The sequence below is a fragment of the Streptomyces sp. MUSC 14 genome, assembly GCF_001866675.1.
GTDB lineage: Bacteria > Actinomycetota > Actinomycetes > Streptomycetales > Streptomycetaceae > Streptomyces.
Genome location: NZ_MLYN01000038.1, coordinates 1 through 15091, shown reverse-complemented (window position 1 = coordinate 15091; position 15091 = coordinate 1). Strand labels below are relative to the sequence as shown.

The following is a 15091-nucleotide window of genomic DNA, read 5'->3' as shown; positions in this document are numbered from 1 at the left end:
AAAGCCGGGAGCAGGGGTGAGCAGGGGGAGGGGGGAGCGGACGGGCAGGGGCGACGGCCCCTAGTCCTCCCCGTACCGCGGATCCACGGTCTCCGGGGTCAGCCCCAGCAGCTCCGCCACCTGCTCCACGACCACCTCGTGTACCAGCGCGGCCCGCTCGTCGCGCCCCTTCGTCCGGATCTCCACCGGCCGCCGGTACACGACGACACGCGCCTGCCGCCCGTCCCGCGCCGGCACGACCCCGCCGAGCGGCACAGCCTCGTCGCTCCACGCCTGATCGCCCCGCGCGTCCAGCCGGGGCACCTCCAGCACGAGGAATTCGATGTCGGCGAGTTGCGGCCACCGTCGTTCGAGCCGCTCCACGGAGTCCCGCACCAGATCCGCGAACACCTCGGCGCGGCTGGCCGAGAGCGGCACCTGCGGCGGTGCGATCGGCCCGCGCATGCCCCGCCCGTGACGATCACGGCGACGGGGCCCGGGGCCGCTGGCACGGGGCGGTACACGGTTGTCCATCACCGGTGAAGCGTAGTCCCCGCCCGCGTCCCCCGCCCGGCTCCACACGACAACCTCGACCTCTCCCGGACGACCGGCCGGCCCCGTGTCCTGCGGCGGTATCCCACCCGATGTCACAGGATGACCATTCAGGCCAACGTCTGGCGCGTTTCCATAACCCTCCGAGACCGCCAAACTCAAGGCAATTGACGGTGTTTGTGCCGACTCATGACCGGATCGAACATTGCCCGCGACGCGCCGGGGACTCGTCCACGCAGGTCAACAGGGTCTCCACGAAAGGGTGTGTGGGGCGTTTCACAGCCCGACACGGTGGAGTGACCTGGTGGAGAGTCGTCGCGGCCCGCTCAAGAGTGCGGTACCGTCCAACGTCGTGAGCCCTGTACGTCGCTGTTCGCGCACCGCCTGCGGCCGACCCGCCGTGGCGACGCTGACGTACGTCTACGCCGACTCCACCGCGGTCCTCGGCCCGCTCGCCACCTACGCGGAACCCCACTGCTACGACCTGTGCGCCGAGCACTCCGAGCGCCTCACCGCCCCGCGCGGCTGGGAGGTCGTACGCCTCCTCGACGGCTCGGCCCCCGCACGCCCCAGCGGTGACGACCTCGAAGCGCTCGCCAACGCCGTGCGCGAGGCGGCCCGCCCCCAGCAGCGCGCGGCCGAGGCGGCCGGCGGCGGAGCCCGCACGGCGGACCCGATGGAGGTCGCCCGCCGCGGCCACCTCCGCGTCCTGCGCTCCCCGGACAACTGAGCGACCCTCCGCCGCCCCGGAGGCTCGGCCTCCGCATGGTGTCCGCACACCTCTCCCTTACCCCCGACGGGTAGTTTGTGGGCACCCATAGAACTTTCAGGAGGGTTGGACGTGGCTGCTGATCTGTCGCAGATCGTGAAGGCGTACGACGTGCGGGGAGTGGTCCCGGACCAGTGGGACGAATCGCTCGCCCGGCTCTTCGGCGCCGCCTTCGCGCAGGTGACGGGCGCCACGGCGATCGTCGTCGGCCATGACATGCGCCCCTCGTCGCCGGGCCTGTCCCGCGCCTTCGCGCAGGGCGCGGCCGACCGCGGCGTGGACGTCACCGAGATCGGCCTGTGCTCCACGGACCAGCTGTACTACGCCTCGGGCGCGCTGAACCTGCCCGGCGCCATGTTCACGGCCTCCCACAACCCGGCCCAGTACAACGGCATCAAGCTGTGCCGCGCGGGCGCCGCCCCGGTCGGCCAGGACACCGGCCTCGCGCAGATCCGCGAACTGGCCGAGGGCTGGCTGGAGTCGGGCACCCCGGAGCCGGTGGCCGAGCCGGGAACCCTGTCCGGGCGCGAGACGTTGGAGGACTACGCGGCGTACCTGCGCTCGCTGGTCGACCTGACCTCCATCCGCCCCCTGAAGGTCGTGGTCGACGCCGGCAACGGCATGGGCGGCCACACGGTCCCGTCCGTCTTCGAGGGCCTGCCCCTGACCCTCGTGCCGATGTACTTCGAACTGGACGGCACCTTCCCGAACCACGAGGCCAACCCGCTCGACCCGGCCAACCTCGTGGACCTGCAGAAGCGGGTTCCCGAGGAGGGCGCCGACCTCGGTATCGCCTTCGACGGCGACGCCGACCGCTGCTTCGTCGTGGACCAGCACGGCGACCCGGTCTCCCCGTCCGCGATCACCGCCCTGGTCGCCGCCCGCGAGCTGGCCCGCAACGGCGGCACGGGCACGATCATCCACAACCTGATCACCTCCCGCACGGTCCCGGAGGTCGTGCGGGAGAACGGCGGCACCCCGGTGCGCACCCGCGTCGGCCACTCCTTCATCAAGGCGGAGATGGCCGAGTCCGGCGCGATCTTCGGCGGCGAGCACTCCGCCCACTACTACTTCAAGGACTTCTGGAACGCCGACACGGGCATGCTGGCCGCCCTGCACGTCCTCGCGGCCCTCGGCGGCCAGGACGGCCCCCTGTCCTCCCTCGTCGCCCAGTACGACCGCTACGTCGGCTCCGGCGAGATCAACTCCACCGTCGCCGACCAGGCCGGCCGCCTCGCCGCCATCCGCGCCGCGTACGGGGACCGCGCCGACGTCACCCTGGACGACCTCGACGGCCTCACGGTCGCCGCGGCCGACTGGTGGTTCAACGTCCGCCCCTCCAACACGGAGCCCCTCCTCCGCCTGAACGCCGAGGCGAAGGACGAGGCGACCATGGCGAAGATCAGGGACGAGGCCCTGGCGATCATCCGGGCCTGAGGCCGGACGCCTGACGCCTGACGCCTGACGCCTGAGGCAGGGGGCGGGCCCGCCGGGCGGCGGGCCCGGGACGGCGGGGCGGCTTCCCAGCCCCGGCCCCAGCCCCGTGCCCCGGCCCAACCTGCCCCGCAGCGGTACGCTGACCAGCGGCCAAAGAAACCTCGCCCCGAAGGGACATCCCATGCCGCTCGAAGCCGGCCTCCTGGAGATCCTCGCCTGCCCCGCGTGCCACGCCCCCCTTGAGGAGCAGGACACCGAGCTGGTCTGCACGAGCCAGGACTGCGGCCTCGCGTACCCCGTCCGCGACGGCATCCCGGTCCTCCTCGTGGACGAGGCCCGCCGCCCCGCGTGACGAGGCGCTTCACCTCGTAGCCCAGGCGCCCGCCGCACCGCGAACCGGCGCCACCCCCTGGAGGGCTCCGCACAGGACCCCGGCGATCGGAGGCTGCCGCCCATGCTGGACGAATCGCTGCTCGACACCCCGGAGGGCCTCGCCGAGGCCGACCGCCGAGGCCTGCTGCGCGGTGCCGCCGAGGCCGGCGCCCGCGTCCGCACCGCCGCCCGGCACGCCGCCGAGGCCGGGATCGGCGACCTCAAGCCCGACGGCCGCCCGCGCGCCGTACTGATCGCCGGCCCCGGCACGGCCGCCACCCACACCGCCGACCTCATCGGCGCGCTGGCCGGCGTCGGCAGCCCCGTGGTCCGGCTGGCCCCGACCGGCGTCGCCCCGGCCGCCGGCGCCCTGCGCTGGGAGCTCCCGGGCTGGGCCGGCTCCGTCGACCTGCTCCTGATCGCCACCCCGGACGGCACCGAACCCAGCCTCGCCCTCCTCACCGACCAGGCCTATCGCCGCGGCTGCTCGGTCGTCGCCGTGGCCCCGGCCGGGACGCCGCTCGCCGAGTCCGTCGCCGGCGCGCACGGCCTGTTCGTACCGATGGCGACAGCGCCGTACGACCAGGACGAACCGCTCGCCGCGTCCTCCTCGGGCGTCTTCTGGGCGCTGCTCACCCCGCTGCTGGCCCTGCTGGACCGCATCGGCCTGATCGGCGCCCCGCCCGAGGAGCTGGAGAAGGTCGCCGACCGGCTGGACCACGTCGCCGAGCGCTGCGGCCCCGCCATCGCGACGTACAGCAACCCGGCGAAGACCCTCGCCGCCGAACTCGCCGACGCGCTCCCGGTGGTGTGGACGGAAGGCACCTCGGTGGGCCCCGCGGGACACCGCTTCGCCGCGGCCCTCGCCGAACTCGCCGGACGCCCCGCGCTCGTCGCCGAACTCCCCGAGGCGCTCGCCGCACACAGCGCCCTGCTGGCCGGCCCGCTGGCCGCAAGCGCCGACCCCGGCGACTTCTTCCGCGACCGCGTGGAGGAGGCACCCGCGCTGCACGCGCGCGTGGTGCTGCTCCGCGACCGCCCGCTCGGCGGCCTCACCGCCGCGCCCGCCGCCCGCGACCTGGCTCTCAGCCACGACACGCCGATCAGCGAACTCGAACCGGAGGAGGGCGGCGAACTGGAGACCCTCGCGGACCTGATCGCCGTCACGGATTTCGCCGCCGTTTACCTGGCGCTCGCTTCCAGGGCCTGATGTGGGCACCGGGCCGGCCCCGCCGCGCCCGCGCCCTCAGCGACCGGCACCGGCCGAGCGACAGGGACCGGATGGCCGACCGGCCGACACCGACCGAGTGGCGTACCGACCGAGCCGCGTACGAACGACCGACAGAGAAGACACGGACACATGGACCGCCTCGACAACACCATCCGCCCCTACGCCTGGGGTTCCCCCACCGCCATCCCGCACCTGACCGGCGTCGAGCCGACCGGTGAACCGCAGGCGGAGATGTGGATGGGCGCGCATCCCGGCGCCCCCTCGCGCACCGCGCGCGGGAGTCTCGTCGAGGTCATCGACGCGAACCCGGAGGCCGAGCTGGGCAAGGCGGCCGTGGCCAAGTTCGGTCCGCGCCTGCCCTTCCTGCTCAAGATCCTCGCCGCCGGCGCGCCCCTCTCCCTCCAGGTGCACCCCGACCTGGCCCAGGCGAAGGAGGGCTACGCGGACGAGGAGCGCCGTGGCGTCCCGGTCGACGCCCCGCACCGCAACTACAAGGACGCCAACCACAAGCCCGAACTGATCTGTGCGCTCTCCGAGTTCGACGGCCTGTGCGGCTTCCGCGACCCCGTCCAGGCCGCCGACCTGCTCGCCGGCCTCGGCGTCGACTCGCTCAAGCCGTACGTCGACCTGCTGCACGCGGGCCCCGAGGACGCGGCCCTGCGCGAGGTCCTCACCGCGATCCTCAGCGCCGCCCCGGAGGAGATGGCGCGCACGGTCGCCGAGGCCAGTGCCGCCTGCACCCGCCTCGGCGGTGCCTACACCCCCTACGCCGACATCGCCCACCACTACCCGGGCGACCCCGGCGTCATCGCCGCCATGCTGCTCAACCACGTCCGGCTCCAGCCCGGCGAGGCCCTCTTCCTCGGCGCCGGCATCCCGCACGCCTACCTCAACGGCCTCGGCGTCGAGATCATGGCCAACTCCGACAACGTCCTGCGCTGCGGCCTGACCCCCAAGCACGTCGACGTCCCCGAACTGCTGCGCGTCGTCCGCTTCGAGGCGAGCGACCCGGGCGTGCTGCGCCCCGAGGCCGCCGCGGACGGCGAGGAGGTCTACGAGACGCCGATCGACGAGTTCCGCCTGTCCCGGTACGTGTTCGCCGAGGGCACCACCGCCCACGACCTCACCCTCGACACCCCGCAGATCCTCCTGTGCACGGCCGGTTCGGTCCGCGCGGGCGAACACGAACTGGGCCCCGGCCGGTCGGTCTTCGTCCCGGCGGGCGAGAAGGCGGCCGTCTCCGGCGCGGGAACTGTCTACCGCGCCACTGTGATCGTATGACCGGGGTTGTGGATACCTGACGCGGTGAGCCCCGGCCGGGCTGCAAGAATGGCCCACCGGCAAAGGCCGGGCAAAGCCGGACCCGCCCGGACGACAGCGACGTCCGAGGGCGGCACAGGCGGCCCGGCCGGCACCGGCCGCAGAGGGCGACAGAGGCGAAGGGACAACGCGGACACATGAGCGCGTCAGGCGGTACGAAGGCGATCGTGGCGGCACTCGGCGCCAATCTCGCGATCGCGGCATCCAAGTTCGTGGCGTTCGCGTTCAGCGGCTCCTCCTCGATGCTCGCCGAGGGCGTCCACTCGCTCGCCGACTCCGGCAACCAGTTCCTGCTGCTGCTCGGCGGCAAGCGCGCACAGCGCGAGGCCACCCCGCAACACCCGTTCGGTTACGGCCGCGAGCGCTTCATCTACGCCTTCCTGGTCTCGATCGTGCTGTTCTCGATCGGCGGCATGTTCGCCGTCTACGAGGGCTTCGAGAAGATCAGCCACCCGCACGAACTGGAGAACTGGTACTGGCCGGTGGGCGTCCTGCTCTTCGCGGTCATCGCCGAGGGCTTCTCCTTCCGCACGGCCATAAAGGAGTCCAACGAGCTGCGTGGCGCGCTGTCGTGGGCCCAGTTCATCCGCCGCGCCAAGGCGCCCGAACTGCCCGTCGTCCTGCTGGAGGACTTCGGCGCCCTCATCGGTCTGGTCCTCGCCCTGCTCGGCGTCGGCCTCTCCGTCCTCACCGGCGACGGCGTCTGGGACGGCATCGGCACCGTGTGCATCGGCGTCCTGCTCGTCTGCATCGCCCTGGTCCTCGCCGCCGAGACCAAGTCGCTGCTGCTGGGCGAGGCCGCCGGCTCCGACGTGGTCAGGCAGATCGAGGAGGCGACCGTCGACGGCGACACCGTCACCGGCGTCATCCACATGCGCACGCTGCACCTCGGCCCCGAGGAGCTGCTCGTCGCCGCCAAGATCGCCGTCCAGCACGACGACACGGCCACCGAGGTCGCGAACGCCATCAACGCCGCCGAGGCCCGCATCCGCGCCGCCGTCCCGATCGCCCGCGTCATCTACCTCGAACCGGACATCTACAGCGAGGCCGAGGCCGCCAAGGGCCCCGACCCGGAGGCCACCCCCGGCGGCCCGAACCCGCACGCGGCCGGCCACTGACCAGCCGTCAGCCACCCATCGGCGGCGCAGGCCAGGGCATCACCGGCGCCGCCTTCCGCCGCCGTACGACGAGAAAACCCATCCCGAGCCCGCCGCCGGCGGGCACCAGCACACCACCGAGGAGCGCGGCCATGACGCCCAGGGCCGGGACCGTACGGCCGTCCGTCACCCGGCCCGGCACCGCGCCCGCGGACACCGTCCCGCTCTGCTCGTCGAGGTGGAACCGCGAGTCCTGGGAGTTCGCGCGGTAGTCGCCCAGGAGGAACAGCCGCCCCTGAGGGAACGTCACGTCGTACGCCCTGTGCGCGCCGTCGGCGTCACCGCCGTACACGTACGGCTCCTCGACCGGCTTCCCGTTCACGGTCACCCGCTCCCGCGAACCCACCGCCGTGCAGCACCGCACCCGGTCCCCGCCCACCCCGACGACCCGCTTCACCAGGGGCGCGTCGATCCCGTACGACACCGGCGGCGTGAACACGACGACGTCGCCGCGCCGCACCTCGCTCCCGTCGACACGCTCCCAGACGATCCCGGTCCCGCGCGCGTACGTCGGCCCCATGCTGTCACCCCCGAGGGCCGAGACCCCGTACGACGCCCGCAGCCAGACGACGGCACCGACCGCCAACACCAGCCCCAGCACCTCTGCCACCAGCGCCGAGACCCCCAGCCCCCGCCCGCGCGTGCTCCCCGCCATGTCCCGTCCTCCCCAAGAGCCCCATCCGAGGCGCGGAGAACAGCGGCACTCCGTGAACGGACTGTGCGACGGGGCCGGCACACAGGACAAGAGACGGGCGGGGCGGCGCATCCGGGGCGGCGGATACGGGACGGGGCACGCGGGCCCCGGGCGCCGGTCACCCGGAGCCGGGACCCGCACCTGTCATCCCCTTCGTCCCCGCCGGCTCACCCGACCTCGGCGAGCACGCCGAGGACCGCCCGCTCGTCCGGCGCCGCCGACAGCCGCTCGCGGAAGCCGGGATCCATCAGCTTGCGGGACAACAGCGCGAGGATTCTGAGGTGTTCGTCCCCGGCGGCCGCCTCCGGTACGGCGATCATGAACACCAGCCGGGCCTTCGTACCGTCCAGCGAGCCCCACTCGATCCCCTCGGCGGACCGCGCGAACCCTACGACCGGCGCACTCACCGCATCAGTCTTGGCATGCGGGATGGCGATCTCCTCCCCGAGGCCGGTCGTGCCCTGCTCCTCCCGCCGCAGCGCGCTCGCCACCAACTCGTCCACATCGGCGACCCGCCCGCTACGGCCCAGCAGCTCGGCCATCTCCCGTATCGCGGCCTCCTTGCCCCCGGCGGCGAGCGCGACCCGCACGGTGCGCCCGCTGAGATACCCGGACAACACCTCGGCCTCCGTCCCCGGATCGGCGGAGACAAGCACCGAACCCGCCGACCCCGCAACACCGGCCTCCGCCGTCGCCCCCGCCTGCTCAGGCACGACCACCTGCGCCGCCGAATCGCCCTCCACGGCCGACGAACCCGAACCCGAGCCCAACTCCGCGCCCGAACCCGAGCCCAACTCCGCGCCCGAACCCGAGCCCAACTCCGCGCCCGAGTCCGAACCCGACTCCGTGTCCGTGTCCGAAGCCCCAGCCTCAGCCGATTCCGAACCCGGCGCCGGAGCCGCGCCAGAACCCGCGGGACCAGCCCCCACACGCCCCCGCCGCCCGCTCACATCGACCAACGTCACGGTCACCAGCGCGGTCACCACCGCGCCGATCACCACCGCGACGAAGAACATCGGCACCCCGCTCACCGCACCGAGCACCGCCACGATCGGCCCCCCCGTGCGGCACCGCGTCCTTCACCCCGGCCAGCCCCGCGACCGCACCGGCCACCGCACCACCCAGCATGTTGGCCGGAATCACCTGCGCAGGCCGTGCGGCCGCGAACGGAATCGCGCCCTCCGAGATGCCGAAGCAGCCCATGAACAGCGCCGCGAGACCGGTCTCCCGCTCCTGCTCCGTGTAGAGCCTGCGCCTGATGAGCGTGGCCAGCCCCTGCCCCAGCGGCATCACCGGAATCGCGGCCGCGCACATGGCCATCACCGTCTGGTTGCCGCTCGCGATGAGCCCGGCGCCGAAGAGGAACGCCGTCTTGTTGACCGGCCCGCCCATGTCGAACGCGATCATCAGCCCCAGAATCGCGCCGAGCAGGATGGCGCTCGTCCCCGTCATCCCGCCGAGCCAGCTCGTCAGGTGCTCGAACACCCAGGAGATCGGCCTGCCGATGACATAGATGAAGAACAGCCCGAGCGCGGTCGTCGCCACGATCGGGATCACGATGATCGGCATGATCGGCTGCACGAACTTCGGCACCCGGACCTTCTTGATCCACAGCACCAGGTACCCGGCGAGGAACCCCGTCACGATCGCGCCGATGAACCCCGCGCCGGCCTTCGAGTCGTACAGCGCCCCCGTGTTCGCGATCCAGCCCCCGATCATGCCCGGCACCAGCGCGGGCCGGTCGGCGATCGCGTACGCGATGTAGCCGGACAGGATCGGGATCATCAGCTGGAACCCGATCCCGCCGATCGCGTTGACATGCGCCCAGAAGGTGCCGTCCGGGATCACGTACCCCTTCGCCGTCGCATGGCCGCCGAGCGCCAGCGACACCGCGATCAGCAGACCGCCGACGACCACGAACGGGATCATGTACGACACGCCGTTCATCAGCGCCTTGTAGACCGGCCCCCGCTCCCGGCCGCCGCCCCCGCCACCCGGGGTCCCCGCGCCGCTCCCGGCCCCACCCGGCGTGTGCACCGGCGCCGACGACACCCGCTCGATCAGCTGCTCGGGATGATGGATGCCCTCGGCGACCCCGACCGTCAGCACGCGCTTGCCCGCGAACCGGCTCAGGTCGACGTCCTTGTCGGCGGCGACGATGATGCCGTCCGCGCTTCTGACATCGTTGTCATCGAGGACGTTTTCGGCCCCGATCGATCCCTGGGTCTCCACCTTCATCTCGATGCCACGGCTCGCCGCAGCCTGCGCGAGCTTCTCCGCCGCCATGTACGTGTGCGCGATGCCGGTCGGGCACGCGGTCACCGCCAGCAGCCTCACCCGCCGCCGCTCGTCATCACGGCCGCCCGTGGAGGGCGGTCCGGCCGGACTGGTCACGTCGATACTCCTCACACCTTCGTCGTGCGCGGTGTCGTCCCGGACACCCCGCGAGCACGGACCGGAACGCCCGGCCCCCTGCATCCTGCCGCACCCGCTCCCCGGACCACAGTGGCAAAGCCCCTGTTCATCCCGTTCTACAGGCTCCCGTTCCCGAGTCCTCGCCCCCTGCCGGGGCGCCTCCTGCCCCCGCAGCGCCGCTCGAAACCGCCCTCCCACTGGCTCGAACCTTGCGGCGACGGACTGGGGGCGACCGGGTCCTCCGGTGTAGCTTGGGACGGAGCCAGACGTCGCTGCTGATGGCGGTCGGGCGGTCCTCGCGGACCGGCCGAGGGAGAGAGGGCCTCCGACGGACTGCGCTGCGCGTACGGGGGCACGCCTGTGTGCTCTTCGCGGGCACTCGTGTCGTCCGCCGCCGCGCAGATCAGCCGTACACCCACCTCGATCCCGACTCCGAGGAGCAGCTCGTAATGACGACTGTCGACAACCGACAGGACTTCAAGGTCGCCGACCTCTCGCTGGCCGAGTTCGGCCGCAAGGAGATCACCCTCGCCGAGCACGAGATGCCCGGCCTGATGGCGATCCGCAAGGAGTACGCCGAGGCGCAGCCCCTGGCCGGCGCCCGCGTCACCGGCTCCCTGCACATGACCGTCCAGACCGCCGTGCTCATCGAGACCCTCGTCGCCCTGGGTGCGCGGGTCCGCTGGGCCTCCTGCAACATCTTCTCCACCCAGGACCACGCGGCCGCCGCCATCGCCGTCGGCCCGAACGGCACGCCCGAGAACCCGCAGGGCGTCCCGGTCTTCGCCTGGAAGGGCGAGACCCTGGAGGAGTACTGGTGGTGCACGGAGCAGGCGCTGACCTGGCCGGACAGCCCCACCGGCGGCCCGAACATGATCCTGGACGACGGCGGTGACGCCACCCTCCTCGTCCACAAGGGCGTCGAGTACGAGAAGGACGGCAAGGTCCCCGGCCTGGACACCGCCGAGTCCGACGAGCACCGCGTCATCCTCGACCTCCTGCACCGCACCATCACGGACGGCTCGCAGAAGTGGACCCAGCTGGCCTCCGAGATCCGCGGCGTGACGGAGGAGACCACGACGGGCGTCCACCGCCTGTACGAGATGCAGCGCGACGGCGTCCTCCTGTTCCCGGCGATCAACGTCAACGACGCCGTCACCAAGTCGAAGTTCGACAACAAATACGGCTGCCGCCACTCCCTGATCGACGGCATCAACCGCGCCACGGACGTGCTGATCGGTGGCAAGACCGCGGTCGTGTGCGGCTACGGCGACGTGGGCAAGGGCTGCGCGGAGTCCCTGCGCGGCCAAGGCGCCCGCGTCATCGTCACCGAGATCGACCCGATCTGCGCCCTCCAGGCCGCGATGGACGGCTACCAGGTCACGACCCTCGACGAGGTCATCGACAAGGCCGACATCTTCGTCACCACGACGGGCAACAAGGACATCATCATGGCCTCGGACATGGCCAGGATGAAGCACCAGGCGATCGTCGGGAACATCGGCCACTTCGACAACGAGATCGACATGGCCGGTCTGGCGAAGATCCCGGGCATCGTGAAGGACGAGGTCAAGCCGCAGGTCCACACCTGGACCTTCCCGGACGGCAAGGTGATCATCGTGCTGTCCGAGGGCCGCCTGCTCAACCTGGGCAACGCCACCGGTCACCCGTCGTTCGTCATGTCCAACTCCTTCGCGGACCAGACCCTGGCCCAGATCGAGCTGTTCACCAAGCCGGACGAGTACCCGGTCGGTGTGTACACGCTGCCCAAGCACCTGGACGAGAAGGTCGCCCGTCTCCACCTGGACTCGCTCGGCGTGAAGCTGACGACGCTGCGTCCGGAGCAGGCCGCGTACATCGGCGTCGAGGTCGACGGCCCGTACAAGTCCGACCACTACCGCTACTGAGCCCCCGGGTTCCGTAGCCCCGCCCGCCGGGGAGCGCACCGGTGCACCGCCGCGCTCCCCGACAGCAGGTTTCCCGAGGCAGGCCCCCGCACCCCCGTGCCGGGGGCCTGCCTCTTTCCCGGAACCGTCAGCCGGCCCGGAGCCAGTCCGGACCGGTCGACCCGGCCCGGGCCGTCAGCCCGTCAAGCCCCAGGACCCCCATGCCCCGCGGCCGTTATTCGCTCCATGATCCGCACGATCACACCGCCCTCGCAGAAGAACACTTCCAATGCGCCCCCGGCCCGTCCGGCTGGCGCTATGTCTCCCGGCTGACCGGCCCCACCGGTGACCAGCTGGGCTCGGTCGACCTCGCCCTGGACGACCTCGGCCGCCCCATCCGCCTCGAACTGCACGCGGGAGGCTGGCAGGTGCGCGGTGCCGCCCTCGACGGCGTCACCTGGGTCCGCACCGACCCCACCGGAACCCATGCCACCGAAGGCAATGTGCGCGCCCACGCCTTCACCGGCACGTCCCCCGCGTTTCTCGTCGCCACTGCCCGTCTGCTGCGCCTCACCCCCTCCTCCGCCGCGACCCGCGTACGACTGGTCGCCTTCACGGATCCGGTCCTCGCCCCCCGCACCGTGGACCAGTCCTGGGCCCTGGTGAACAGCGAAGCACACGCCACTGACAACGGCCCCCTGACCGTGGACGAATACCAGGTCACAGCCCTGGACACCGGTGAACGGCACAGCGTCCACATCGCCGGCGACGTCGTCCTGGCCGCGCCCGGCATCGAGTTGGAAGACCTCGAGACAGCGCCGTCGTCCTTCGACTGAACGCGGAGGGACGCGGAGGGACACGAGCGCCGAGAGCTCCCCGGCCCCCGCCTCAGGCCGGCGGCGCGAATCCGGTGGACGGGTGGTCGGCCGACGGCTCGTCCACCGGCCGTGCGGCAGGCGCGGCCGGCGGCGTGACGGGCGCCTGCGGCCGCTGCGGGCCCTGGCGCTCTGGCCCGGCCGACGGAGCGACGTTCCCCGTCGGGCCCGCTACGGGAGCGGGCGATGGCTGAGGTGCAGTGGCCGCCGCCGACGTGCGGTTTCGCCCCGCTACCGGGCCGAAACCGCCGGCACCGAACGTCTGCCGGACTTCACGGGACTGCCGCTCGTGCACCACGGCCGCGAGAAAGGCGGCGGCCGGCAGATCCGGCGGCACCGAAGCGCCCGTACGCGCCGCGAGATCAGCCGCGAGCCGCTGCGCCATCCCTGCAGAGACCTGCGGGTCGAGCTGCGACATCCGCGTCAGGTACTGCCGCACGGCCAGCCACAGTCCGTCCGGCACGGCCGAAAGGTCCAGCTCGGCGAACCGTCCCACGAGCCACGGCGGCGGAGGCGGTACGAATCCGGCCGGACCGGCGGGTATTCGCTCACGGACGACGAGCGTGCCCGCGAACACGTCCCCGAGCCGCCGGCCCCGCGCGGACACCAGGGAGGCGATGCAGGCCACCACACCGAACGTCAGCAGGATCTCGACCACACCGATCGCACCGCGCACCAGCGCATGCCGGAACCGGATCGGCCCGCCGTCGTCCCGCACCACCCGCAGCCCGAAGGCCAGCTTCCCCAGCGACCGCCCATGACTGAGAGTCTCCACCGCGATCGGTCCGCCGACCAGCACCAGCAGAAACGTCGCGATCGACAGGGCCACCTGCGCGGCCTCGTCCATGGAGGCCGTCGACATCACCAGCGCCACCGTGACCACGACGTATGCGGTCACCGCCGCCACAAGGTCGAACAACACGGCCAGCGCCCTGCTCGGCAGCCTCGCCGGCAGCAGTTCGAGCGCTACCGCCTCGCCGGTCACCAGCTCACTCACGCCCGCCGTCCCTCCCTGATCTGCCCCCGGAACCGCAAGTCTGCCAAGCTGTGGGCGCATCGCGCCCCAGTACGACAACCTGACGGCAGATGCGAGCATCCACGACGAGCGGACCAGCTGTCGACGACCAGCCGAGGAGCAGACAGACCCGATGGACCTGGACGTCTTCGTCTCCGCGCACCGCGCCGAATGGGATCGCCTCGACGCCCTGCTCCGCCGCCGACGTCGGCTCAACGGCGCCGAAGCCGACGAACTCGTCGCGCTCTATCAGCGCACCGCCACTCATCTCTCCCTCATCCAGTCCAGCGCTCCGGACCCGCAGCTGACGGGTCGGCTCAGCCAACTCGTGGCACGCGCGCGTAGCGCCGTCACCGGCACCCGCCGCGCCTCATGGCGTGACGTCACGCGCTTCCTGGGCCAGGGCTTCCCTGCCGCCGTCTATCGCACGCGCCATTGGTGGGTCCCCACGGCACTTGTCTCCACGGTCATCGCGATCCTGCTCGGCTGGTGGATCGGCACCCACGCGGACGTGCAGTCGTCCATCGCGGCCCCGAGCCAGCTGCGCGAGCTGACCCGCCCCGGTGGCGAGTACGAGACGTACTACTCCAGCCACCCCGCGGCCGCCTTCGCCGCCCAGGTGTGGACGAACAACGCCCAAGCTGCAGCGGTGTGCCTGGTCCTGGGCGTCTTCCTGGGGCTGCCCGTCCTGTGGATCCTCTTCGAGAACATGCTCAACCTGGGCGTCGGGTTCGGTCTGATGTCCTCCGCCGGCCGCCTCGACACCTTCCTGGGGCTGGTCCTCCCGCACGGCCTGCTCGAACTGACCGCCGTCTTCGTCGCCGCGGGTACGGGCCTCCGCCTGGGCTGGACCCTCATCGACCCCGGTCCCCGGACCCGCCGTACCGCTCTCGCCGAGGAGGGACGGGCAGCGGTCGGCATGGCGATCGGCCTGGCCCTGGTCCTCTTCGTCTCCGGCGCCATCGAAGGCTTCGTCACCCCCTCCGGCCTGCCCACCTGGGCACGCATCGGCATCGGCGTCGCGGCCGAACTGGCATTCCTGACGTACATCTACGTCCTGGGCCGCCGAGCGGTACGCGCCGGCGAGACGGGCGATCTCGAAGCGACGGACCGCAGCGCCACCGTCCCCACCGCTGCCTGATGTGCGTTCCACGCCTGTGAGCTGCTAGTCTCCTCTTCGCCCGCAGAACCCGTTGACACGGGTGACGTGGGGAGGTAGATTCAAACAGTTGCCTAGAACTGGACAAGTTCGGCGGCGAGCGTTAGAATCTACGAGCTTCCTGAGGAAAGTCGAGAACGACTTACTCGAAGAAGCACCTCCCGATTACTCAGAAATGAGCGGCCGGTCAGACCGGCCAAGAACTTCTGATAAAGTCGGAACCGCCGGAA

The 15091-nt window shown here is 71.9% G+C and carries 12 protein-coding genes and 1 pseudogene; 9 read left to right on the top strand and 4 right to left on the bottom strand.

Annotation, left to right across the window (positions count from 1 at the left end):
* Positions 1-60: 60 nt before the first annotated feature.
* Positions 61-513 carry a metallopeptidase family protein gene (locus BIV25_RS24705; protein ID WP_079176869.1) on the bottom strand — a complete coding sequence of 151 codons (453 nt, stop codon included), beginning with the start codon at positions 511-513 and terminating at the stop codon, positions 61-63.
* 322 nt (positions 514-835) lie between these two features.
* Between BIV25_RS24705 and BIV25_RS24700 the strand changes: the two genes are divergently transcribed.
* The 6 genes from BIV25_RS24700 to BIV25_RS24680 all read left to right on the top strand — a co-directional run bounded on the left by BIV25_RS24700 (position 836) and on the right by BIV25_RS24680 (position 6778).
* Positions 836-1261 (top strand): DUF3499 domain-containing protein, encoded by a 426-nt coding sequence (locus tag BIV25_RS24700; RefSeq protein WP_079176868.1) that lies wholly within the window; start codon positions 836-838, stop codon positions 1259-1261.
* 111 nt (positions 1262-1372) lie between these two features.
* A complete protein-coding gene (locus BIV25_RS24695) occupies positions 1373-2737 on the top strand; it encodes a phosphomannomutase/phosphoglucomutase (RefSeq protein ID WP_071374608.1) in 1365 nt (454 codons plus the stop codon).
* A 181-nt stretch (positions 2738-2918) separates the two neighbouring features.
* Positions 2919-3089, top strand: coding sequence for a Trm112 family protein (locus BIV25_RS47565; protein WP_079172953.1), 171 nt, complete (start codon positions 2919-2921; stop codon positions 3087-3089).
* Between the two features lie 102 nt (positions 3090-3191).
* Positions 3192-4319 (top strand): SIS domain-containing protein, encoded by a 1128-nt coding sequence (locus tag BIV25_RS24690; protein WP_071374607.1) that lies wholly within the window; start codon positions 3192-3194, stop codon positions 4317-4319.
* Between the two features lie 150 nt (positions 4320-4469).
* Entirely contained in the window at positions 4470-5621 is a 1152-nt protein-coding gene (manA, locus tag BIV25_RS24685; protein WP_071374606.1) for a mannose-6-phosphate isomerase, class I, read from the top strand.
* A gap of 176 nt (positions 5622-5797) precedes the next feature.
* Positions 5798-6778: a cation diffusion facilitator family transporter gene (locus tag BIV25_RS24680; protein ID WP_071374605.1), complete on the top strand. Its 981-nt coding sequence runs from the start codon at positions 5798-5800 to the stop codon at positions 6776-6778.
* A gap of 7 nt (positions 6779-6785) precedes the next feature.
* Here BIV25_RS24680 and lepB read toward each other — a convergent pair whose 3' ends face one another.
* Complete coding sequence (lepB, locus tag BIV25_RS24675) at positions 6786-7472, bottom strand: signal peptidase I (protein ID WP_079176867.1); 687 nt, start codon at positions 7470-7472, stop codon at positions 6786-6788.
* A gap of 206 nt (positions 7473-7678) precedes the next feature.
* Positions 7679-9905: pseudogene (locus tag BIV25_RS24670) on the bottom strand (fructose-specific PTS transporter subunit EIIC).
* Between the two features lie 470 nt (positions 9906-10375).
* Here BIV25_RS24670 and ahcY point away from each other — a divergent pair.
* Together ahcY and BIV25_RS24660 are read left to right on the top strand one after the other, a co-directional pair.
* A complete protein-coding gene (ahcY, locus tag BIV25_RS24665) occupies positions 10376-11833 on the top strand; it encodes an adenosylhomocysteinase (protein WP_071374604.1) in 1458 nt (485 codons plus the stop codon).
* A 200-nt stretch (positions 11834-12033) separates the two neighbouring features.
* On the top strand, positions 12034-12648 hold the full coding sequence (locus tag BIV25_RS24660; protein WP_071374603.1) for a hypothetical protein: 615 nt from the start codon (positions 12034-12036) through the stop codon (positions 12646-12648).
* 52 nt (positions 12649-12700) lie between these two features.
* On the opposite strand, the gene BIV25_RS24655 is transcribed toward BIV25_RS24660, so the two are convergent.
* Positions 12701-13684, bottom strand: a complete 984-nt coding sequence (locus BIV25_RS24655; RefSeq protein WP_071374602.1) for an RDD family protein — start codon at positions 13682-13684, stop codon at positions 12701-12703.
* Between the two features lie 151 nt (positions 13685-13835).
* On the opposite strand from BIV25_RS24655, the gene BIV25_RS24650 reads away from it, so the two are divergent.
* On the top strand, positions 13836-14843 hold the full coding sequence (locus BIV25_RS24650; RefSeq protein ID WP_071374601.1) for a stage II sporulation protein M: 1008 nt from the start codon (positions 13836-13838) through the stop codon (positions 14841-14843).
* The last annotated feature ends 248 nt before the right edge of the window (positions 14844-15091 follow it).